Annotated in this window: 16 protein-coding genes and 1 tRNA gene; 11 read left to right on the forward strand and 6 right to left on the reverse strand. The window is 73.5% G+C overall.

From position 1 onward, the window contains the following. The first annotated feature begins 9 nt into the window (after positions 1 to 9). From trmB to A3CO_RS0101825, 5 genes are all read left to right on the forward strand, one after another. Positions 10 to 849 (forward strand): tRNA (guanosine(46)-N7)-methyltransferase TrmB, encoded by an 840-nt coding sequence (trmB, locus tag A3CO_RS29585; RefSeq protein ID WP_157646928.1) that lies wholly within the window; start codon positions 10 to 12, stop codon positions 847 to 849. 74 nt (positions 850 to 923) lie between these two features. After that, positions 924 to 1,628 (forward strand): NYN domain-containing protein, encoded by a 705-nt coding sequence (locus tag A3CO_RS0101810; protein WP_018330523.1) that lies wholly within the window; start codon positions 924 to 926, stop codon positions 1,626 to 1,628. Between the two features lie 76 nt (positions 1,629 to 1,704). Beyond that, on the forward strand, positions 1,705 to 2,211 hold the full coding sequence (locus A3CO_RS0101815; protein ID WP_018330524.1) for a hypothetical protein: 507 nt from the start codon (positions 1,705 to 1,707) through the stop codon (positions 2,209 to 2,211). Positions 2,212 to 2,224: 13 nt separating this feature from the next. Then, complete coding sequence (locus A3CO_RS0101820) at positions 2,225 to 3,541, forward strand: amidohydrolase family protein (RefSeq protein ID WP_018330525.1); 1,317 nt, start codon at positions 2,225 to 2,227, stop codon at positions 3,539 to 3,541. Between the two features lie 54 nt (positions 3,542 to 3,595). Next, a complete protein-coding gene (locus A3CO_RS0101825; RefSeq protein WP_018330526.1) occupies positions 3,596 to 5,491 on the forward strand; it encodes a propionyl-CoA synthetase in 1,896 nt (631 codons plus the stop codon). A gap of 153 nt (positions 5,492 to 5,644) precedes the next feature. On the opposite strand, the gene A3CO_RS0101830 is transcribed toward A3CO_RS0101825, so the two are convergent. The 4 genes from A3CO_RS0101830 to A3CO_RS0101845 all read right to left on the reverse strand — a co-directional run bounded on the left by A3CO_RS0101830 (position 5,645) and on the right by A3CO_RS0101845 (position 8,935). Beyond that, entirely contained in the window at positions 5,645 to 6,487 is an 843-nt protein-coding gene (locus A3CO_RS0101830) for an oxidoreductase (protein WP_026204191.1), read from the reverse strand. Between the two features lie 53 nt (positions 6,488 to 6,540). After that, positions 6,541 to 7,332: a transglycosylase SLT domain-containing protein gene (locus A3CO_RS35195; protein ID WP_018330528.1), complete on the reverse strand. Its 792-nt coding sequence runs from the start codon at positions 7,330 to 7,332 to the stop codon at positions 6,541 to 6,543. Positions 7,333 to 7,854: 522 nt separating this feature from the next. Further along, positions 7,855 to 8,784: an alpha/beta hydrolase gene (locus tag A3CO_RS0101840; protein WP_018330529.1), complete on the reverse strand. Its 930-nt coding sequence runs from the start codon at positions 8,782 to 8,784 to the stop codon at positions 7,855 to 7,857. Between the two features lie 77 nt (positions 8,785 to 8,861). After that, positions 8,862 to 8,935 (reverse strand) — tRNA-Gly (locus A3CO_RS0101845). 266 nt (positions 8,936 to 9,201) lie between these two features. On the opposite strand from A3CO_RS0101845, the gene A3CO_RS0101850 reads away from it, so the two are divergent. Together A3CO_RS0101850 and A3CO_RS35200 are read left to right on the forward strand one after the other, a co-directional pair. Continuing rightward, positions 9,202 to 9,816, forward strand: a complete 615-nt coding sequence (locus A3CO_RS0101850; RefSeq protein WP_018330530.1) for a hypothetical protein — start codon at positions 9,202 to 9,204, stop codon at positions 9,814 to 9,816. Between the two features lie 225 nt (positions 9,817 to 10,041). After that, a complete protein-coding gene (locus tag A3CO_RS35200) occupies positions 10,042 to 11,784 on the forward strand; it encodes a GGDEF domain-containing protein (protein WP_026204192.1) in 1,743 nt (580 codons plus the stop codon). Between the two features lie 19 nt (positions 11,785 to 11,803). Here the strand turns inward: A3CO_RS35200 and dcd are convergent, their stop codons facing one another. Both dcd and A3CO_RS0101865 read right to left on the reverse strand, forming a co-directional pair. Further along, positions 11,804 to 12,379, reverse strand: coding sequence for a dCTP deaminase (gene dcd / locus A3CO_RS0101860; protein ID WP_018330531.1), 576 nt, complete (start codon positions 12,377 to 12,379; stop codon positions 11,804 to 11,806). 148 nt (positions 12,380 to 12,527) lie between these two features. Further along, the gene (locus A3CO_RS0101865; RefSeq protein ID WP_018330532.1) at positions 12,528 to 15,008 is read right to left on the reverse strand and encodes a heterodisulfide reductase-related iron-sulfur binding cluster; all 2,481 of its coding nucleotides are present in this window, start codon (positions 15,006 to 15,008) and stop codon (positions 12,528 to 12,530) included. 392 nt (positions 15,009 to 15,400) lie between these two features. On the opposite strand from A3CO_RS0101865, the gene A3CO_RS0101870 reads away from it, so the two are divergent. Genes A3CO_RS0101870 through A3CO_RS29605 form a run of 4 tightly spaced genes read left to right on the forward strand, consistent with a single transcriptional unit; the run spans position 15,401 to position 21,211 of the window. After that, a complete protein-coding gene (locus tag A3CO_RS0101870; RefSeq protein WP_018330533.1) occupies positions 15,401 to 15,679 on the forward strand; it encodes a hypothetical protein in 279 nt (92 codons plus the stop codon). 3 nt (positions 15,680 to 15,682) lie between these two features. Next, positions 15,683 to 16,366 (forward strand): hypothetical protein, encoded by a 684-nt coding sequence (locus A3CO_RS37375; RefSeq protein WP_018330534.1) that lies wholly within the window; start codon positions 15,683 to 15,685, stop codon positions 16,364 to 16,366. Then, entirely contained in the window at positions 16,347 to 19,382 is a 3,036-nt protein-coding gene (locus A3CO_RS0101880) for an ATP-binding protein (RefSeq protein ID WP_018330535.1), read from the forward strand. The genes A3CO_RS37375 and A3CO_RS0101880 overlap by 20 nt, the downstream gene beginning before the upstream one ends. After that, positions 19,379 to 21,211 (forward strand): hypothetical protein, encoded by a 1,833-nt coding sequence (locus A3CO_RS29605; protein ID WP_084681476.1) that lies wholly within the window; start codon positions 19,379 to 19,381, stop codon positions 21,209 to 21,211. Before A3CO_RS0101880 ends, A3CO_RS29605 begins: the two co-directional genes overlap by 4 nt. The last annotated feature ends 2 nt before the right edge of the window (positions 21,212 to 21,213 follow it).

A 21,213-nucleotide genomic window follows, 5' to 3' on the forward strand; every position in this document is an offset into this window, starting at 1 on the left:
ATCGACCCCGTGCCAGCAGGAGACGTCACGGGGCTCGATCCACGCCGTGGGATCGTCAGCTTCGCCGACCGCGGCGGCCGGATCACGCCCGGGCAGCAACGGGCGTGGGACCGCGCCTGGCCGCAGTACGGGCGGGAGCTCGCCGATCTCGGCGACGTCCTCGACGCCGCCGGGCACCTCGACGCCGCGCGCTGGTTCGGGCGGTCCGCGCCGCTGCGCCTCGAGATCGGCTCCGGCATGGGGGAGACGACGGCGGCGCTCGCGGCGGCCGAGCCCGACGCGGACCACGTCGCCGTCGAGGTCTACCCGCCCGGGCTCGCCCAGCTGCTCATGCGCATCGAGGCCGCGGAGCTCACGAACCTGCGGCTCCTGCGCGGAGATGCGGTGGTCGTGCTGCGCGACCACGTCGCGCCCGACTCGCTGGACAACCTGCGCGTCTACTACCCCGACCCCTGGCCGAAGCGCCGGCACCACAAGCGCCGCCTGATCCAGCCGGCCACCGTCGCCCTCATGGCCTCCCGGCTGCGCCCCGGCGCCACCCTGCACCTCGCGACCGACGTCGCCGACTACGCCGAGTGGATGCTCGAGGTCACCGACGGCGAGCCCACGCTCGAGAACCCCCACGGCGGGTTCGCCCCGCGACCCGACTGGCGGCCACTGACGAAGTTCGAGACCCGCGCCGAGCGTGAGGGCCGACCCAGCCGTGATCTGCTGCTGGTGCGGTCGGCGGAGACGCAGCGGAGCGGAGCTCGACCGGGGCAGGCGGAGACGCAGCGGAGCGGAGCTCGACCGGGGCAGGCGGAGACGCAGCGGAGCGGAGCTCGACCGGGGCAGGGGGACCCGGCGTGATGCGGTCGCGCACCGAGCGCAGCGACGGGGGAACGCGACGGACGCGTCGGCGGCGGGCCGTTAGAGTCGACAACGTGTCCCCCTCCCCCGCGCCCTCCCCGGCCGATCTCGCGCACGCGCCGGGCCCGGTGACGCTGGCCGGTGGGAGCCACCCGGACGACGTCGAGGCCGACGTCCCCGCCCCGCCCGCCCGGACGCTGCTGGTCTGGGACGCCCCGAACATGGACATGAGCCTCGGTTCGCTGCTGGGTGCGCGCCCGACGTCGGCCTTCCGTCCCCGCTTCGACGCGGTCGGCCGCTGGCTGCTCGGGCTCGCCGGGCCGGAGGGCCTGGCCGAGGCGACGGTGTTCACCAACGTCGTCCCCGGCTCCACCGAGATCGTGCGGCCCTGGGTCGAGGCGCTGCGCAACGTCGGGTTCGCCGTCTTCGCCAAGCCGAAGACGGCCGAGGACTCGGACGTCGACGACGACATGCTCGCCCACATCGCCGCCCGCAACGCCGAGGGCGGCCTCGAGCACGTGGTGGTGGCCTCCGGCGACGGGCGGGCCTTCCGCGAGCCGCTCGAGGCCCTCGTCGAGCAGGGCATCCGCGTCACCGTGATCGGGTTCCGCGAGTACGCCGCGTTCGCGGTGGCCTCCGAGGTCGTCGGCTTCCTCGACCTCGAGGACATCGAGGGCGTGTTCCGCGAGCCCCTGCCGCGCGTCAGCCTCGACACGCTGCCCCCCGGTGGGGCATGGCTGCAGCCGCTCCGGTCGCTGCGGTCGCTGCTCGACCGGTAGCTCCCCGCCGTGGCAGCGAAGCGTCGTTGTTGTCATCCAGTGGCAGGAACGCCGCATCGTCGGCCAGGGAGGACGGTTGCGTGACCTGCCCGAGCACTGGGGGACGACGGCGGCCGAGCGCGCCCGGCGCACGCCCGCCGACGACCTCGTCGCGCACCCCACCGGCCGCTGGACCCGCGGCGCCACGAGCACGGCCGACCCGGCCACGCTGTGGCGCTGGCTGTGCCAGCTCACGGTCGCGCCGTACAGCTACGACCTGGTCGACAACCTCGGGCGCACGAGCCCCCGCACGCTGACTGCGGGCGCGGAGGACCTGCGCGTGGGGCAGCGGCTGCTCATCGTCTTCGTCGTCGACTCGTTCGTCCCCGGGCAGCACCTGACGATCCGCCGCCGGACCACGAGCGGGCCCGTCGGCGAGTTCGCCGTCACCTACGCCGTGCACGACGATCCGGCCGGCTCGCGGCTGACCGCGACCGTCGTGCTCGACGGGACCCACCCCGTCGTCGGGAAGGGGCTGGCCTGGGGCGACCTGGTGATGATGCGCCGGCAGCTGACCCTTCTGTGCACCCTCGCGGCGCGCTGATCAGACTGGTCGCATGACCGCGCGCCGTCTCTCCGCCCCGCTCGTGCTGACCTGCGAGGGGACGCCCGTCCCGCTGCGGGACGCGGTCGTCGACGTCGACGACGACGGGCGCATCACCTTCGTCGGACCGGCGGCGGACGCCCCGGCGACCGACGCGCCGACGACGCACTGCACCGGCCTGCTCATGCCGGGCCTGGTCAACACGCACGCGCACACCCCGCTCGCCCTGCTGCGGGGGATGGGCGGGGACCTGCCGCTGATGCGCTGGCTCACCGAGGTGGTCTGGCCGGCGGAGGCGCGCCTGGACGCCGCGGACGTCCGGACGGGCATGCTGGCGGGCGGCGCGGAGATGCTGCGCCACGGCGTCACCACCTCGACCGAGATGTACTTCTGGGCCGACACGGTCGTCGACGCGGTGCTCGAGCTCGGCTCCCGCGTCGTGATGACGCCGGGCATCATCACCGCGCCCGGGATGGACCGGCTCGGCACGTGGGAGCAGATGCGCGACGGCATCTCGACCTGGATCGACGCCGACGGTCTCCGCTTCGGGCCCGGCGAGCGGGTCGAGCTCGGGTACGGCGCGCACTCGGCCTACACGCTCTCGGCGGAGGCGGTCGCGACGACGGCGGCGGCGGCCCGCGAACGGGGGGCGCTGCTGCACATCCACGTCGCGGAGGCGGTCGGGGAGGACGACGAGGTCCGCGCGGTCTACGGCTCGGTGCCCGTGATGCTGGAGACGACGGGCAGCCTCGGCGGCCGGGTGCTCGCGGCGCACTCCATCCAGATGTCCGACCAGGACCTGGAGATCTTCGCCCGGCACGACGTGGCGGTGGCGCACTGCCCCGGGTCGAACGCGAAGCTCGCCGCGGGGGTGGCGCGGGTCGGGGAGATGCTGACGGCGGGTCTGCGGGTCGGGCTCGGGACCGACTCGCCCGCCTCCAACGACGACCTCGACCTGTGGGAGGAGCAGCGCCTCGCCTCGCTGTTCGCCCGGCAGCGGCACGCGGACGCGACCGCGCTGACCGCCGCAGACGTGCTCATGCTCGCGACGGCGGGTGGTGCCGACGCGCTGGGCCGCGACGACCTCGGCCGGCTGCGCCCGGGCGCGTGGGCCGACGTCGTGCACGTCGACCTCGACGACCCGGCGTTCGTCGACCCCGACGACCCGGCCCAGCTGGTCTCGAACCTCGTGTGGTCGGCCGGGTCGCGCTCGGTGCGCGACGTGTGGGTCGCGGGGGACCCGGTGCTCGCCGACCGGGTGCCGGTCCGCGTCGACCCGGCGGAGATCCTGACGGCCGCCCGCGCGGCGGGGCGTCGCATCAAGGGCTGAGCACGCCCTGTCTGACGGGTGCGCCACGTCACGTCCCGTGGCAATCTCGCGCCCATGAGTGGCGAGTACCGGCAGGCCTACGACCGCAGCATGACCGACCCCGACGGCTTCTGGCGCGAGGCCGCCTCACTCATCGACTGGTACACCGAGCCCACGACGATCATGGACGCGTCGGCGCTGCCGTTCTCGCCGTGGTTCGTCGGCGGCGAGCTGAACACGTGCCACAACGCGCTCGACCGGCACGTCGACGCCGGGCGGGGCGACCAGGTGGCGCTGATCCACGACTCGCCCGTGACCGACAGCCAGGCCCGGTTCACCTACGCCGAGCTGCGCGACCTGGTCGCGCGGTTCGCCGGGGTGCTCCGGTCGGTCGGTGTCGGCAAGGGCGACCGAGTGATCATCTACATGCCGATGGTCCCCGAGGCCGCGATCGCGATGCTGGCCTGCGCGCGGCTCGGCGCGGTGCACAGCGTGGTGTTCGGCGGGTTCGCCGCCCGCGAGCTCGCGGTGCGCATCGACGACGCGAAGCCCTCGGCCATCGTGTCCGCCTCGTGCGGCATCGAGGGCAAGCGGGTCGTCGAGTACAAGCCGCTGCTCGATCGCGCCATCGAGCTCGCCGAGCACGACCCGGGGCGCTCGATCGTGCTCCAGCGCCCGCAGTACGAGGCGCCCATGACCGACCGGGACGTCGACTGGGCCGAGGCGATGGCCGACGCCGAGCCCACCGAGTGCGTGCCGGTCGCCGCGACGGACCCGCTCTACGTCCTCTACACCTCGGGGACCACCGGCAAGCCCAAGGGCGTGCAGCGCGACAACGGCGGGCACGCGGTGGCGCTGCGGTGGTCGTTGCCGGCCATCTACGACGTCGGGCCGGGCGAGGTCATGTTCACCGCCTCCGACGTCGGGTGGGTCGTCGGCCACTCCTACATCGTCTACGCGCCGCTGCTCACCGGGGCGACGACGGTGCTCTACGAGGGCAAGCCGATCGGCACCCCCGACGCGGGGGCGTTCTGGCGCGTGATCCAGGACCACCGGGTCAAGGCGCTGTTCACCGCACCGACGGCGTTCCGCGGGATCAAGAAGGAGGACCCCGACGCCGTCCTCCTGCGCGACTACGACATCTCCTCCCTGCAGACCCTGTTCCTCGCCGGTGAGCGGCTCGACCCGGAGACCTGGACGTGGGCCTCGGAGACGCTGGGCGTCCCTGTCGTCGACCACTGGTGGCAGACCGAGACCGGCTGGCCGATCGCGGCGAACCTGCGCGGGCTCGAGCCGATGGAGCTCAAGGCCGGGTCGCCGTCGGTGCCGTGCCCGGGCTACCAGGTCGACGTGCTCGACGTCGACGGCACGGAGCTGCCGCGCGGGGAGGAGGGCGCGATCGTCCTCAAGCTGCCCATGCCCCCGGGCTGCCTGCAGACGCTCTGGCAGGACGACGAGCGCTTCCGCGAGTCGTACATGTCCCGCTACGAGGGCTACTACCTGACCGGTGACGGCGGGTACGTCGACTCCGACGGCTACGTGTTCGTCATGGGCCGCACCGACGACGTCATCAACGTCGCCGGGCACCGCCTGTCGACGGGCTCCATGGAGGAGGTCCTCGCCGGCCACCCGGACGTCGCCGAGTGCGCGGTCATCGGCGTGCACGACGCGATGAAGGGCCAGGTCCCGCGCGGGTTCGTCGTGCTTAAGGCGGGCGTGACCCGGGGCGAGGACGAGATCGCGCCGGAGCTCGTCGCCCTGGTCCGCAGCGAGGTCGGCGCCGTCGCGTCGTTCAAGAACGTCGCCGTGGTCCCGGCCCTGCCGAAGACCCGCTCCGGCAAGGTGCTGCGCAAGACGATGCGTCAGATCGCCGACGGCCAGGACGCCATGGTGCCCTCGACCATCGACGACGCGACCGTGCTCGACACCCTGCGCCCGGTCCTGCAGAAGGGTCCGCAGGCGGGCGGCTGACCGCCTGCCTCGCTCGGCGCGAGGGGAACCCTCGTGCCACAAGAGCGGCCGGATCCTCCCCTCGCGATCGTGCAGGTCCGACCGTGAGGGGAGGATCCGAGCGTTCTACCGGCGTCAGGGTTCCCCTCACGCCGGCAGGGCCGTCGGGCCTCGCTACTCGCCCTCGGGGAAGTCCGCGCCGCGGGCGACCTGCTCCCATCGGGCCGCCTCGTCGATGCGCTGCTGCCAGAGCTTCGGCGCGAGGTCGGCGGCGGCGTTGCCGAGCAGCAGGCGCAGCGGCGGCTCCTCGGAGGCGACGACCTGCCGCATGGCCTCGGCGGCGCGGCGGGGGTCGCCGGGCTGCGTGAACGCGCCGCGGCCGTCCATCGCCTCGCGACGGGCGCCGAGGGCCTCGTCGTACGCGGACATCGGCTCCGCCCGCACCATCGACCCGCCGTTCCAGTCGGTGCGGAAGGGGCCGGGCTCGATGATCGTGACGTGCACCCCGAAGCCGGCGACCTCCTGCGCCAGCGACTCGCTCAACCCCTCCAGGCCCCACTTGGTCGCGTGGTAGAGCCCGGTGTTGGGGAACGCGCCGACCCCGCCCACGGAGGAGATCGGGAGGATGTGCCCGGAGCCCTGCGCCCGCATCGTCGGCAGCACGGCCTGGATCGACCACAGCGCGCCGAAGAGGTTCACCTCGATCTGGTCGCGCGCCTCGGCCTCGGAGACCTCCTCGACGCCGCCGCCCAGGCCGTAGCCGGCGTTGGCCACCAGCACGTCGATCCGCCCGACCTGCTCGGCGGCCTCACGGACCACACGGAACGTGGCGTCCCGGTCGGTGACGTCCAGGTCCTTCGCCACGAGCCGGTCACCGTGGGCGCCGCGCAGGTCGTCCAACGAGGACGCCTTCCGGGCGGTCGCCACGACGGTGTCACCCGCCTCGAGGCACTCCTCGACCAGCGCGCGCCCGAGTCCGCGGGAAGCACCGGTCACCAGCCACACTCGTTCGCTCATGCAACCGGTCTACCCCCGTGGCCCTCGGCGACACCGCGCCGAAGCTCACGGGACTACCCCGCGCGACCCAGCCCGTCGTCGGGGAGCTTCGCCCCGCCGTAGCCGATGTAACTGCCCGAGGAGCTGCGCAGGCCGCCGCCCACCACCGCGTCGAGACCGTGGTTGGCGATCATCGTGCGCACGCCAGCGGTGATGTTGGCGACCGGGTCGTAGATGCCCTTGTCGGCCAGCGACGGCAGGACCGCGTTGCGGAAGGTCGTGTCGATGAGCTGCATGAGGCCCTTCGACGGGGTCCCGGCCGCGGCGTTCGAGTCCCAGTTGTTGATGGCGCGGGGGTTGCCCGTGGACTCCCGCATGATGATCTGCTTGACGCCCGGGGCCAGCTTCTGCGGCAGCCCCATGAGCCCGAGCGCCTTCGCGATCTGGCCGTTGAGGGTGTCGTCGTTGCCGGCGGCGTAGGGGCGGCCGAACTCCACCGGCCCGTTCTCCCGGGCCACCGTCATCGCCTTCTGCAGGTCGTTCGGGCCGGAGTCGGCGGTCTTCGCGGCGGCGTCGAGGTCGGCGATGGACATCGCCACGGTGGTGACGTCGCTGATCGCCGACGTCGCGGTGGCGGCGGGCCGGGCCGTCGGGCCCTGCTGCGTGGCCAGGGCCATCTGCGCCGCGGAGAGCTGCGCGGTGCCGGGGTCCGCGTCGGCGGTGTGCGAGGTGTCGAACGCCTGGACCGCGGGCACGACGGCGCCGGCGGCGACCGCCGCGACGAGGATCTTGCCGGAGGTCGCGCTCGAGAGGCCGCGAGCCGGGCGCGGGCGGGCGGGTGCCGGCGCGGGGTTCCAGACCGTCACGCGCGAGGCGAGTGGCCGCATCGGCGCCGGAGCGGCGAACGCGGGTGTGTAGCCGAGGCCGGGGCGGGTAGCCCGATGACCGGAGACCGGAGACCCGTGTCTCGCCACGTGTTCACCCTTCGCCGCAGGGATCGACACGACGAGGTCGCTGGGGAGCGGTGGCATCGGCGTGATGCCGTGACCTCGTCGTGATCTGGACCGCCGGAACATAGCGGTGCGGTGGCGGTGCGTGGGGAGCGGGTGGCGTCTGTGACGTCCGGGACGCCTCCCGACGGCGAACGCGTCCGACATACGTGCGCGACCGGCGGTCCCGCGCCCCGGACGGGTCGTGTCCGCGACGCCGACCGGCCGTCGCCACGCGGTCGAGCGGTCCGCACCGTCCGGCGGCGAACGGTCGGACGGCCGAGCGGACGGCGAGCGGTCCGCGGGCGACCTCCCGGCGAGTCGATCGTGCTTCTCGTCGTGGTCGGGCGCGTCCGGGTGCCTGTCCCCGGCGTCCGGCGCAGCGCCCTCAGGATCCCCTCAGCCCAGGAGCTCGAGGAGCGCGTCGAGCGCCCGGTCGCCCTCCCGGCGCGCGGCCGCGGACACGGAGGCCAGCCCGAAGTAGCCGTGCACGAGGCTCTCGCCCCGCAGCAGGCGCACCGGCACACCGGCCGCTGCCATCGCCTCGGCGTGGGCGACCCCCTCGTCGTGCAGCGGGTCGAGCTGCGCCACCGCGACCACGGCGGGCGCGAGATCGGTGAGCTCGCCGAGCCGGGCGGCCTCGCCGAGGTTGACGGAGGGGTCGGAGTGCGTGGCCGGGTCGGGCAGGTAGCGGTCGTAGAACCAGCGCATGTCGTCCGCCGTCAGGAAGGGCCCGTCGGCGTTCTCGACGACGCTGGGGGAGGACAGCGTCGGATCGATCCCGGGGTAGAGGAGCAGCTGGCCGTCGAGGCGCGGGCCCCAGTCCCGGGCGAGCAGCGCGAGCCCGGCGGCGAGGCCGGCGCCGGCGGAGTCCCCGCCGACGACGAGCCGTCCCCCGACGTGGGTGGCCGCCCACCGCAGTGCCGTGTGGGCGTCCTGCAGCGGGATGGGGTGCGGGTGCTCGGGGGCCAGCCGGTAGTCGACGGACACCACGCGGGCCCCGAGGTGCCGGCAGACCCGGCGGGCGGCCGCGTCGGCGGTGTCGAGGTCGCCGAGGACCCATCCGCCGCCGTGCAACCAGACGACGGTGACGTCGGAGGGGGTCTCCGGCGCGTACACCCGGACGACGACGTCGGTCCCGGTCACCGCGTCGGTGACGACGTCGTCGTGGACGGAGGCCACCGGCAGGTCGTCGGCGCCCCGTCGCAACAGGGCGAGCTCGCGGTAGTTCCGACGGGCCTCGTCGGGGGTCTGCCGGGTGATCGGCAGCCATCCGTCGGCCTCGAGCTTCTCGATCCCGACGGCGAGTTCCGGGTCCAGGGCGGTCACCCGCCGACCCTGGCACGGACGACGATGGCCCGCCTCCGGATGCCGGACGACGGGCCGCTGACCTGCGCAGTTCCTCGTGGAGCGAGTGACGGGAATCGAACCCGCATTCTCAGCTTGGGAAGCTGATGTTCTACCACTGAACTACACTCGCCTGCTTCGACGGTGACGATACACCGGGCCGTCGAGCGGCCGATCAGGCACCCTCCGGCCTCCCGAACGGAGCACGCGGTCTGCAACGACACGCGTGTAACTCACTCGGATCACGCTGTGGTCTCCGTGTGATCGCGGCCGAACCGGTGACCGTGCGTGTATCCGATTGCGCCCAAGCGGTATTCCTGCGGCACTCGTCTGTCGGGCTGAGACGATGTGGTGTGTGCTGTTCTCGTGGGTAGCGCGGATCAGAGCGGGGAGGTGCCCATGACTCTCGGTGAGCACCTTGACCCGGATCTCATTCCGGACAGGGCCGAACTGCTGATCATCGTCGCGTCCGAGGAGGACGCCCGGGCGCTCGCGCCGCTGGGCCGTCCGGGGGCCTCCGACGAACCGGTCCGCCCGGTCCTCGTCGCCACCGGTCCCGATCCCCTCGGTGTGGACGCCGCGCTCGACGACCTCGACGCCCCCGCCGGCCGCCTCCTCATCCTGGACGGACCCGCCGAGGGGTGGGCCGAGGAGGCCGCCCGCCTCGTCGTCCGCCTCGACGCGCTCGTCGCGGGCGAGCCGCCCGCGGGCGTCGTCGTCCGGGGCGGGTCGGAGGCGGCGCTCGCCGCCGCCCGCTGTGCGGTCGCCGTCGGCGTGCCGTTGCTCCACCTGCCCGTGCCCGCCGCCGACGGCCGCGCCGCCGCCACCGGCGCTGCGATCGCCGGGCTCGCCGCCTGGCAGAGCTCGCCGGAGGGTGGGCTGCCCTACCCGACCGAGATCGACCTGCTCGTGCACCGCCGACTCACCCCGGCCGGTGCCCGTCCGCGTCACGCGGGCGACCCGAACGTCGTGCGGATGCCGGCGGGCCGGGCCCGCTCCTCGCTCTCGGCCTGATTCTGTTCCACCTTCAACGCTGGGCTACTCGGGCGCATCTGCTGGTCCGTAAGCACGGATCCCCTCGGCCTGCGTCCGGAAAGCTGGGTCCAGTACCCGGAAACGGCTAACGTCATGCCGCCGGTGGGGGATGTCCAGCAGGGGAGCGCGCTCGTCGGCCGCTCCCGGCGTGGCGCCCGGGGGACATCGGGCCGGGAGGGTGTGCTGGTGAGACGAGCACCGAGGTTGACCACCGAGGTCCAGCGTCTCGGCGTCACGGTCTCCGTCGCCGCCCTCGTGATCGTGCTGCTGGTCGTGTTCCGCGTGCTCTACAGCGCCGCGGTGACGTCCCCGACCGAGGACCGGCTCCAGGCCGGCCTGCTCGCGGTGGAGGACTCCCACCAGGCGATGCTGTCGACGGACTCGTCGCTGCGGGGCTACCTCGCGACCGGGGACCGGTTCTTCTCCGACGAGGCCACCAAGGCGAGCCCCGACCTCGCGGCCGCCGACACGCAGATGGTCAACCTCCTCGAGGAGCCCGCGCTGCGGCAGAGCGTGCTGCAGCTCCTGCTCGCCCAGCAGCGCTGGCGGACCGAGTGGGCCGACCGCGCCCGGCAGCTGCCGCCGCCCGGCGGGGTCGAGGCCTTCCTGCTGCAGGGCAAGGCGATCTTCGACAACTACCAGGGCCGCAAGGACGACACCCGCGCCGCGACGCTCGCCGCGATCGAGGACAACCAGCGCATGTCCTCGGTGATGCAGTGGTCGGTCGGTGTGCTGCTGGTCCTCGTCGGGCTCGGCACGCTCGTGGTCGCCCTGCGTGGCCGTCGTCGGCTGGAGCGGCACGTGGTCGCACCCGTCGACGGGCTGCTGGCCTCGGTGCGCGGGATCTCCGAGGGGCGGCTCCATCCGCCGGAGCCCGTGGCGGGCTCCGCGGAACTGGTCGCCCTGCGTGACGGCCTCGCCGACATGACCGTGGCCCTGCGCCACCAGCGCGAGGAGTCGGTCGCCCAGGCCGAGCGCCTTCAGGCCCAGACCGACCGCCTCCGCACCATCCTGATCATGACCCGGGAGATCGCGGGGTCGCTGAACACCCGGTACGTCGTCGACTCCACCGTGCAGGCCGCGGTCGCGGTCACCGACGGCCGGGTGCTGCTCTGGCTGCTCGACGAGGGCGGCTCGGGGCTGGAGCTCGCCTACGACTCCGAGCGTGGCGCGATCCCGCCCCTCGAGCGGCAGTGCAGCCTCGGCGTCGGCGTGGTCGGCCGGTCGGCCCGGTACGGCCAGATCTCCCGCGGGGACCCCGACACCGACGACGAGGCCGCCGTGGCGGTGCCGCTGGTCGTCGGTGCGCGCGTGATCGGCGTCCTGGAGTGCTTCGACGGCAGCGACGGGGAGGTCGACGGCCAGGCGCTGTCGGCGGTCGAGATGCTCGCGACCCTGGCCGGCTCGGCGATCGAGGCCAGCCGCCTGCACGCCGCCACGGAGCGGCTCTCGCAGTTCGACCCGCTGACGCAGCTCGCCAACCGGCGCCGGCTCGGGACCGACCTCGACAACGCCGTCGCCAACGCGAAGCGGCACGGCCGGCCGATGTCGGTGATCATGCTCGACCTCGACCACTTCAAGGAGCTCAACGACCGCTACGGCCACCAGCAGGGGGACGTGGTCCTCCAGGAGGTCGCGAGCACCCTGCGAGCGTCGATGCGCGACGGAGAGACGGCCTACCGCTACGGCGGCGAGGAGTTCGCCATCCTCGTCACCCAGGGCGACACCGAGGACGCCGCGGCCCTCGCCGAGCGGCTCCGCGAGCGGGTCGAGGCCGACTTCAAGCGCGGCGGACGTCAGCTGGTCACGGCGTCGTTCGGGATCGCGACGCTGCCCGAGCACGCGGGTGACGGCGAGGGGCTCGTCTCCGAGGCCGACCGCGCGCTCTACTCCGCGAAGAATTCCGGCCGCAACCGCGTCCACCGGGCGGGCCAGCTCGTCGGCTGACCCCGGCGCGTCCCTCGCGCTACGACAGGCCCTTGCGGAAGTTGACGTAGGACCGCGACGGCGTCGGTCCCCGCTGGTCCTGGTAGCGCGAGCCATAGATCTTCGACCCGTACGGGTGCTCGGAGGGCGAGGAGAGGCGGAACAGACAGAGCTGCCCCACCTTCATCCCGGGCCACAGCCGGATCGGCAGGTTCGCGACGTTCGACAGCTCCAGCGTCACGTGCCCGGAGAAGCCCGGGTCGATGAAGCCGGCCGTGGAGTGGGTGAGCAGCCCGAGGCGGCCGAGACTGCTCTTGCCCTCCAGCCGCCCCGCCACGTCGTCGGGCAGCGAGATGACCTCGTAGGTCGAACCCAGGACGAACTCGCCCGGGTGGAGCACGAACGCCTCGTCCTCCGGCGGCTCGACCATCCGCGTCAGGTCGTCCTGCTGCAGCGCCGGGTCGATGTGCGTGTAGGCGTGGTTGTTGAACGTCCGGAAGTGCCGGTCCAGGCGCAGGTCCACGCTCGAGGGCTGCAGCAGCGTCTCGTCGAACGGCTCGAGCGCCACCCGTCCCGCGGCGATCTCGGCACGGATGTCGCGGTCGGAGAGCAGCACCGCCGCACTCTATCGGCGCAACGCGACACGCCGACCGACCGCACCCGCCGTCGGGAAGCTCGACGGCCACCCCGGAACGAACGGGGCCCTCCGGTCGACCAGGTCGACCGGAGGGCCCCGTCGCTCGATCAGCGAGGACCGTGGCGGGCTACTCCGCCGGGTTCTTCACGTTCGCCGAGGTGGCGGTGGTGGCCGGGTCGGACTCGCCCGGGTGGTCACCGTCGGCCGGCTGCCCGCGCTTGACCGCGGCGAGCAGCATCTGCGAGACGTCCATGACCTCGGTGCCGACCGCCTTCGCCTCGCTCTGTCGCTCGGTGAGGCCGTCGGTGAGCATCACGCGGCAGAAGGGGCAGCCGGAGGCGATCACATCGGGCTCGACGGAGATGGCCTCGTCGACGCGCTCCATGTTGATGCGCTTGCCGATGTTCTCCTCCATCCACATGCGCGCACCGCCGGCACCACAGCAGAGTGCCCGGTCGGCGTGGCGCGGCATCTCCTTGAGCACCGCGCCCGCGGCCTCCACCAGCTCACGCGGCGGGGTGTAGACCTCGTTGTGCCGGCCCAGGTAGCACGGGTCGTGGTAGGTCACCGTCTTCGGCCCGTGCCCGTTCGCCGAGCCGCCGGCGTGCCCGTTGGTCGACCCGTTCGTGGCGACGACCTCCGAGGCGGGGGCCGCCTGGTCGGTCGGGTGGCCGTTCGTGGAGTGACCGTCGGCCTTGGCCAGACCGCGCTCGGTGCCGTCGGCCTGCGGGCCCTTGTACTGCAGGTTGGTCGACGGGTTGATGTCGAGCTTGGCCTGCGGCACCGGCGAGGACTCCGTGGCGACCGGAATCAGCTTCTTCTCCCGGACCAGCTGGTTGAGCAGCTGGGTGTGGTGGACGACCTCGTAGTGGCCGTCGAGCTGCGGGTACTCGCGCCCGAGCGTGTTCATGCAGTGCGGGCAGGTGGTGACGATCTTGCGGGTGCCCGGCTCGCGGCCCTCGAAGACCGAGTCGAGCATCTCCTTGGTCTGCATCGCCATCATCTGGAAGAGGAACTCGTTGCCCGAGCGCCGCGCCGGGTCACCCGTGCAGCTCTCCTCCTTGCCGAGCACCGTGTAGTTCACGCCCGCGATGTGCAGCAGCTCCGCGGTGGCGCGGACCGTCTTCTTGGCGTTGTCGTCGAACGCGCCGGCGCAGCCGATGAAGAACAGGTACTCGGTCTCCGGGGACAGCTCGCCGTCGAACTCGGGCACCTCGAAGGGGAGGTCCTTCGCCCAGTCCATGCGGCTGGAGTTGTTCTGGCCCCAGGGGTTGCCCTTGTTCTCCAGGTTGCGGAACAGGACGCCGAGCTCGCCGGGGAACTCGGACTCGATCATCACCTGGTTGCGGCGCATGTCGACGATGTGGTCGACGTGCTCGATGTCCACCGGGCACTGCTCGACGCAGGCGCCGCAGGTGGTGCAGGACCAGAGAACCTCGGGGTCGATGACGCCGAGCTGCTGGGCGGTGCCCACCAGCGGCCGCGCGGCCTGGATGTCGTCGGTGCCGCGGTGGCGCTCGTAGCCGGACTCGGGGACCCCGTGCCCGCCGTGCTCGTTCTTGCCGAGCCCGGCGTCCCAGTCGATCCCACCCTCGTCGGGCATGTCCTTGCCGCCGACCAGGTACGGCGCCTTCGCGAGCATGTGGTCGCGCAGGTCCATGATCAGGAGCTTCGGCGACAGCGGCTTGCCGGTGTTCCACGCGGGGCACTGCGACTGGCAGCGGCCGCACTCGGTGCACGTCTCGAAGTCGAGCATGCCCTTCCACGTGAAGTCCTCGATCTTGCCGCGACCGAACGAGGCCTCCTCGGGCGGGTCCTCGAAGTCGATCGGCTTGCCGTCGTACTCGATCGGCTGCAGCGGGCCGAGGGCCTTGGGCAGGCGCTTCGCCGCGACGTTGATCGGCGCGATGAAGATGTGGAGGTGCTTGGAGTAGAGCACCTGCACGAGGAACACCAGCGCGACGCCGATGTGCAGCAGCAGGAAGACCGTCTCGAGGACGAACAGCGTCGTCGGGGAGAGCCCGGCGAACAGCTGGCCGACCGCGATCGACACGTAGGCACCCGACTGGTAGGGCAGGTTGCCGGCGGCCGACGAGACGCCGCGGAAGGCGAACAGCGTCCAGACCACGTTGAAGATCAGGAACAGCACGATCCAGGCGCCGGAGGTGTGCGACCCGTAGAAGCGGGACGACCGCTGCCTGCGCTCCGGGTCCTGCTGCACGCGCATGATCCCGAAGGTGATGATCGACAGCAGGACCATCACGGCGATGAAGTCCTGGAGGAAGCCCAGGATCGGCGAGCGTCCGATCAGCGGGATGTGGAAGTCCTCGACGAACAGCGCGCCGTAGGCCTCGATGTAGACCGTCAGCAGGATGACGAAGCCCCACATCGTGAAGAGGTGGGCGACGCCGGGGATCGACCAGCGCAGCAGCTTGCGCTGGCCCGCGACCTCCACGATCTGGGTGCGCAGCCGGGCGCCGAGGCCCTCGGAGCGCTTGGCATCGGGCTGCCCGGACCTGATGAGGGTGTAGAGCCACCACGCGCGGCGGGCGGCGATCACCCCCACGGCCAGGGTCAGGGCGAGACCCAGGATCAATCGGACGAGCACTGTTCGACCTCCCCGCGGGCGCTGCGTCTCACCGCAGGTCCCGTCACGTTCAGGCGGGCCTGGTGCGCGCTGCTGTGGTGGTCGCGCCGTCGGCCCGGATCAGGGGGACTGTAACCGCTGCCACCGACACCCGTCCCCGGGAGCGGGGTGAGTTCCTACTCACCGGTAACCGGACGGTCCCGACATCGTCCGCCGCGACACGCGCGGAACCCGTCGGGGCGATCATCCGACGCTCGGACGCGCGGACACGCCACGATGGCCTACGACGTCCGTGGGCCGCGCCGCCGCTGTCCACCACCGGGGGTACCCACCTGCTCGCCCGGCGTGTTTACTCGACCGGTCGAGACCGGCGAACCCCGACCCAGCACGACACCGTCCGGGAGGACCACCGCATGACCCTCACGACCCTGGGTGCGCACCTCCTCGACACCCAGATCACGGCGCAGGGTCTGGGCACCAACGGGCTGCAGGGCTGGATCCGCGACAACATCGTCCCGCTGCTCCTGCTGGGCATCGCGGTGATCATGCTGTGGATCGGTGGGCGCGGCGACAACGCGGGCGTGGCCCGCCGCGGTGTCGGCCTGCTCGTGGGCCTGGTCGCCCTCGGGATCGCGGTCTCCGGCAACGGCCCGGCGGTCGGGCAGTTCCTGGCCCAGCTGATCACGGGGTAACGGGTGCAGATCCGCACCGACGACGACGTGTACCGGGTCGACGCCGTCTGGCTCGGCCCCCCGCGGGCGACCTTCCCCTGGCGCGCCCGCTACTCCAGCTACGGCGTCGGACTGATCGTCATGATCGTCGTGATGTTCGTGCAGCGGCGCCTGGGCATCCAGATCGGCTTCTTCTCGGTGGCCTGGGCGCTGCTCATCACGGTCGTGGTGGTGCGCTTCGTCAGCAAACGGATCAACGAGGACCGCCCGCTGCTGGAGTGGCTCACGCTGTTCTGGCACGAGGTCCGCGGCCCCCGCCGTCGCACGCGCGGCGCGGGCAGCACGGTGAGTGCCGGGCACGTCGCCATCGGCCCCGCGCGGCCGCGGGCGGCGCTCCCGCCGGGTCGGACCGATCCGCACGCCGCGATGGCGGTCCGCGACGACGAGGCACCCCCCGCTCCCGGCCGCCCGCGCCGGCGTCCGAGGCGCTCCTGGACGACGCGGGCGGGCGCGACGCCCCGCCGCCCGGGCAGGCCCGCCGGCACCGGGGCCGCACCCGGGACCGACCCGGACGGCGTCGTCCGGGTCCCGGCGCGCCGGGCGGACCGGCCGCGCCGCGACCCGTCGTCGGGAACCCCGCGGCGTTACGGTCCCCGCGCGACGGGCAGGCAGGACGAGGAGGGCGACGGTGCGCCGGGGAGTTCCTGACGGCGGGTGGGGGCGGCGGTCGCCGTGGCCCGAGCCCCGCGACTCCTCACCGGCCGACGGTCCCGACGTCGGGTGGGGCGCGTTCCCGGCGGGCCCGGCCGAGGTCGTGCCCGTCGACCGGGACGAGTCGACCGGGGACCGAGCCATCGACCCGGACCGCGTCGAGCCGCCCGCCGAGTCCGGGCCGACCGCACTGCGGCGACCGCGACCCCGGGCGAAGCCGCGTCGCGGCCGGTCCCTGGCCGGCGCGTCGGCAGCCCCCGGCTACCGCTCCGCGATCGCGCTGCGCTCGATCGACGGCAACATCGCCCGCACCGGCTCGACGGTCACGGCCTGGTACCGGCTCGCGGCCCAGCCGTGGAGCTTCCGCTCGGACCCGCAGCGCGAGTCGCTGATCCGGCGGATCGCGACGCAGCTCGGCGAGCTGCAGGGCCGGTGGGTGCACGTGCGGGTGACCAGCCGCCCGTTCCCGGTCGCGCGCTGGGCGGAGGCGTTCGACCGCAACTCCCCGGGTCGGCTGCCCGACGTGCCGGGCGCCCTGTCGTGGGAGGAGTTCGTCACCGGCGAGCAGCACCACCTGATGGGCCTGTCGATGGCCGACAAGGAGGTGTTCCTCGGCGTCGAGGTCTCCGGGCGCTCCGTGGTCGACCGGTGGCTGGAGTCCGCGGCGCCGGTGCTGCACCGGGTGCTCCCGAGCGCGGTGAACGCCGAGCTCACCGCCCTGGAGACCGAGATCGCGCACGTCGACGCCCTCGTCGGCGGGCCGGGTCTCGACGGCGCGCCCTGCACCGCCGAGGACATGGCCTGGCTGATGCACCGCTCGTGCGCGCTCGGGCTGCCCGCGCCGCAGCACGTCGCCGCCGAGCCCGGCGCCGCCTGGGAGGCCGAGGACCTCGCGGCCTTCACCGACGGCGTCGCGATGCACCAGGAGCCCTACGCCCCGACCGTGCAGGTCGAGGGCCGGCAGGGGCTGTACCCGGTGTCGCGGCACGTCGCGGTGCTCTCGGTCGGGCTGATGGACTCGCTGCGGATCCCCGAGGCCGACGACCCGTGGATGCAGCGCAGCGACCGGCTCCCGTTCCCGGTGGAGTGGTCCGCGCGCATCTACGTCCGGCGTCCCGAGGAGGTCTCGGGGGAGCTGCAGCGCCAGATGGGGAAGGTGCGCAGCCAGATTCGGCACTACACCCACGACCACGACCTCGACCCGCCGATGTCGCTCGAGCGCCAGGCCGACCGGGTGCTCCAGATCGAGGACGAGCTCTCCGGCGGGCTGACCCAGCTCAACACCCGCGTCTACGGCTGGTGGCGGGTCGCGGTCGCGGGTCGCGACGAGGCCGAGGCCCTCACCCGCGCCCAGCAGCTGCTCGACCTCTACCGGCCGCGGGTCGCGCTGGAGCACCCGGAGGCGCAGTACGCCTACGCCCGCGAGTTCATCCCGGGCGAGCCGCTCGCGTCGACGGCCTACCGGCGGCGGGGATCGGTGACCTGGGTGGCCGCCGGCGTCCCGGCGGCCTCGGCCAGCGTCGGCGACCGGCGCGGCGTGCTGCTCGGCGAGACCTGCACCGCGACCCGTCGTCCCGTCGCGTGGGACCCGTGGATGGCGCAGGAGGTCCGGCAGGCGTCCGGCCTCACGGCCGTGGTCGGTGGCCTGGGCTCCGGGAAGTCGTTCCTGACGGGTCTGATGGTCTACAAGACGCTCCGGGCCGGGGCGCGGTGGACGGTGCTCGACCCGTCCGGTCCGCTGGCGGCGCTCACCCGGGTGCCGGAGCTCGCGCCGTTCTCCCGGCACATCCACCTGCTCGCGGCCGACCCGGGCATCCTCAACCCGTACCGGGTCGTCGCGGAGCCGCGTCGCGAGCACTTCCTCGACGAGGACGACCCGGAGAAGGCCTGGCGCCGGGAACGGTCCCTGGCGGCGGCGACCCGCCGTCGGCTGGTGCTCGACGTGCTGACCGGGCTCCTGCCCTACGACGTCGCGCGGATGCCGCACACCCGGATCGTGCTGCTGCGCGCGGTCCGGGAGGTCGGCGGCGGCCAGCACCGGGACCCGGGCCAGGTCATCGCCACGCTGCGCCGGCACGCCCGGGAGGGCGAGGAGCACGCCGACGTCGTCGCCGACTTCCTCGAGGAGCGCCGCGAGCTGCCGCAGGCCGCGCTGCTCTTCCCGGAGCGCACGCACGACCCGGAGGACCCGCGCGGCCCGAGCCATGACGCGGGCCGCGCCGACGACCCCGAGATCCTCGACGAGGACTACCGCCTCACCGTCCTGACGATGCAGGGGATGTCGCTCCCGCGTCCCGGCAGCCCGCGCGAGGAGTGGACCGACGGCGAGTCGCTCGCGGTCGAGCTCCTCAACCTGGCCTCCTGGCTGACGCAGCGGACCGTGTACACCGCCGACCGCGACCTGCGGAAGGGCGTCGCGCTCGACGAGACCCACTTCCTGTCGCAGATCCCCACCGGCAAGGTCCTCATCGACCGGCTCGCCCGCGACTCCCGCAAGTTCAACGTTCGCGCGCTGTTCGCCTCGCAGCTCGCGGGCGACCTGCTGCGCGTGCCGGGCTTCGCCTCGCTCGTCGACGCCGTGTTCGTCGGCCGCACCGACGACGCCGAGGCCCAGGCGGAGGCGCTGCGGCTGCTCCGCGTGCCAACCGACGTCGGCTACGAGGAGATGCTCGGCACGCTCTCCCCGCGCCCGACGGCGAGCCAGCAGGACGAGCGCCCCGACGACACCCCGCGCCAGTTCGTCTTCTCCGACGGGCACGGTGGCGTGGAGAAGATCCGCGTCGACCTGGAGGGCGAGCACCTCGGGCACCTCCGCGCGGCCCTCGACACGAACCCGAACGCGCAGCGCGCCCACCTCCCGCCGGCCCCGCTGCCGGCCGCCCCGCAGGCGCGGGTGCCGGTCGACGACGGACCGCGACCGGTCCCGCCCGAGCCGGACGACCCGTCGTCGGGACCCGAGGTGGAGGACGGCGTGCCCGCGGCCCGGTCGTCCGGCTGGGGTGGCGACGGGTGAGCGGTGCCGTTCTCGTCATCGGCATCGTGGCGGCGGCACTGGTGATCGGGTGGCGGCGGGCCGGCGTGCCGCGCGGCCGGGCCGTCCCGACGGCGGGTCGTCCCCGGCGCGGGCGGCTGCGCTCGGTGCTCGTCGTGGGCACGCTCGTGGCCGGGTTCGCGGTGATCGGCGGGACGGCCTCGGCCCAGGCGTTCGACTGCAAGGCGCCGCCCGACCCGGACCGGCCCGGCACCGGGCTCGTCGGCTCGCTCGACCCCGCACCGATCGGCGTCGGCGTGCCCGGGTCGGTGTACGACGAGGTCGGCTACGCGGGGCAGGTCTGGTGGACCTACGACCTGGGCTGCGGACCCGGCGGGGCCCGCGACCCCGCGGCGGCCACCGACACGTGGCTGGGCAACCAGGTCTTCGACGTCGCGAAGCTCGTCGTGGGCGGCGTGAACTGGGCGCACTACCTCATCGCCCGCGGCTCCAGCCTGCTCACCCCGCTCGACCAGGTCATCCAGACCGGCACGCGCGCGATGTACGAGGCGGTCTTCACGACGTGGGTGGGGGTCGCGCTGGCGGCGCTCGCCGCGATCCTGCTCGTGCTCGCCATGCGCGGCGAGCTGTCCCAGCAGGCACGACGGGGCTTCGTCGCGGTCATCGCCCTCGGGCTCGCGGCCGGGGCGTACGCCGCCCCGATCCAGTGGTCGCGGGCCCTCGACGGGGTGCTGCTCGACGGCGTGACGTCCATGCAGCAGGGATTCCTGCGCCAGGTGGGCGTCGGGGACCAGAACACGTTGCCGACGGTGCTCTCGGACCAGATCGTCTACTCGAACTGGCTCCGGGGTGAGTTCGGGTCGGCCGACGTGCCGCAGGCCCGCGACCTCGGCCGCCCGCTGCTGGACGCCCAGACGTTCTCCAAGGTCGAGGTGGCGACGGGCCAGGACGGCCAGGCGCAGGCGAACGCGAAGAAGCAGCAGTTCACCGACGTCGCGAACCGCGTCGGCGACCGCTACTCCTACTTCCAGGGCCGCTCCGGCTCGCGCGTCGGCGCCGGCGTCCTCGCCCTGGTGCAGGCCGCGTGCATCGGCCTGTTCCAGCTCATGAGCAAGGTCCTGATCCTCGTCTCGATGCTCATGATCCGGCTCCTCGTGATGGTGGCGCCCGCCCTCGCCGTGGTCGCCCTGCTGCGCCCCGAGGTGCTGCCCGCGATGCTGCGGGTGGGCGGGGCGGCCCTCGTGAACACGCTGCTCGTCGGCGCCCTGGCGGGCCTGCACTCCCTCCTGGTGATCTCGCTCTTCCGGCCCGGCTCCGGGGTGGACACGTGGCTCGCGCTCCTGGTCACGGGCGTGGTCACGGTGATCCTCTGGGCGGTGTCGCGACCCTTCCGGCGGCTGACCTCGATGGTGTCGCTGACCCGGGAGCAGGTGAGCGGCGCCCTGCCGGCGAGCGGCAGCGGTGTCCTCGGTCGCGCCCTCGGCCGGCTCGGGAGCCCGGACGGCCGCGAGAACTCCTGGTGGGGCGAGCGGGCCGAACGGCACTCGCACGGCATGCGGGTGCGCCCGGAGGAGACCGACCCGGTCACCGAGCGCGCCGCGCGGACCCGGACCGTGCACGTCGAGTCCGAGGTGGTGCGCCCCGAGCGGCCCGCGGCGGCCCGTCGCGAGATCGACGCCGCCCGCCCGGCGCTGCCCGCGGCCGCGCCCCGCGTCGTGGAGGTCGACGGGGCGCCGTCGCAGCGCATCTACCGGCCGTCGTCACGCGGTGGCGCGGGCGGCGGACCCGTCGTCGAGGGCCGGGTCCTGGAGAGTCGCGTGACGCCCGAACCCCGGCGCGACGGGGGGTAGCG

It is taken from the genome of Actinomycetospora chiangmaiensis DSM 45062, assembly GCF_000379625.1.
Taxonomy (GTDB): Bacteria; Actinomycetota; Actinomycetes; order Mycobacteriales; family Pseudonocardiaceae; genus Actinomycetospora; species Actinomycetospora chiangmaiensis.